Here is a 1047-nt window from a genome sequence, read left to right as displayed (position 1 = left end):
GCCCCCGCCGACGTCTACAAGGTCCTATCGACACCGGAAGGCGTCGATCACGCCTTCAAGAAGCTGGACGAGATCAAGGCCGATATCCAGTGGTGGGAGGCCGGCGCGCAGCCGCCGGAATGGCTCGCCAATGGCGGCGTGGCCATGTCGACGACCTTCGTCGGCCGCATCCTGGAGGCGCAGGCAGAAGGCGCCGCCATCAAGTTCGGCTGGCCGGGCTCCCTCTACAACGTCGACTACTGGGCCATCGTCAGCGGCACCAAGAAGAAGGATGCCGCCTATGCCTTCCTGAGCTATGCGACCTCGCCTGAGGCGCAGGCGGAGTTTTCCAAGATCCAGCCGGTAGCGCCGGTCAACCTGAAGGCGTCGGCGCTGCTGACGCCGGAGCGGATCGCGATCATGCCGGTGGGTGACAATCTCAAGGAAGCGGTTCCCACCGACAGCAATTTCTGGAACGACAATCTGGAAGCGCTGACCGAGAGGTTCAACGCCTGGGCCTCAAAATGAAGAAGTCCGTCCCCGGCGCGGTTCGCCAAGCCGGGGACGCCGGCCGTCTGCAGCGATAGTCGAGCGAGCAAAACCGAAGCATGGCAAGCATATCGATTCCCGTGGAGCGCAGTGGCTGGGCGGACCTGATCAGGGTCTGTCGGCCGCTGATCCGCCACGGGCTCCTGCTGCCTTGCCTGCTGTTCATGGCTTTCATCTTCGTCTGGCCGATATTGTCGCTGCTGGCCAAGGGCGTCTACAGCCCGGAGGTGCGCGATACCTTGCCGCAGACTGCCACGGCGGTGCTCGCATGGGACGGCTCCAGCGATCCGCCGGACGCGGTCTACACCGCGCTGGTGGCGGATCTGCGCGTCGCCGATCGCCGCGATGTCGCCAATGCCGGGCGCCGCCTCAATTACGAAATCCCCAGCTACCGCAGCCTGCTCATCAAGACGGCGTCCGCCTTGCAGAAGGGCTCGACACAGCCGCCGCGCCAGCAACTGGTGGCGATCGACGCCAAATGGCAGGACGGGACCTTCTGGACGGCGATGCGGCGGGCGG

The 1047-nt window shown here is 65.2% G+C and carries 1 protein-coding gene and 1 pseudogene; both read left to right on the top strand.

What is annotated here, in order from left to right:
• A partial coding sequence (locus tag EN742_RS35855) for an extracellular solute-binding protein (RefSeq protein ID WP_128333933.1) occupies window positions 1–507 on the top strand: 507 nt, incomplete at its 5' end.
• Between the two features lie 80 nt (window positions 508–587).
• Window positions 588–1047, top strand: a pseudogene (locus tag EN742_RS35850) (ABC transporter permease); the annotation flags it as partial.

Origin of the sequence: Mesorhizobium sp. M4A.F.Ca.ET.020.02.1.1, assembly GCF_004022645.1 — a bacterium.
Taxonomy (GTDB): Bacteria; Pseudomonadota; Alphaproteobacteria; order Rhizobiales; family Rhizobiaceae; genus Mesorhizobium.
This window is presented reverse-complemented; position numbering and strand designations above follow the sequence as displayed.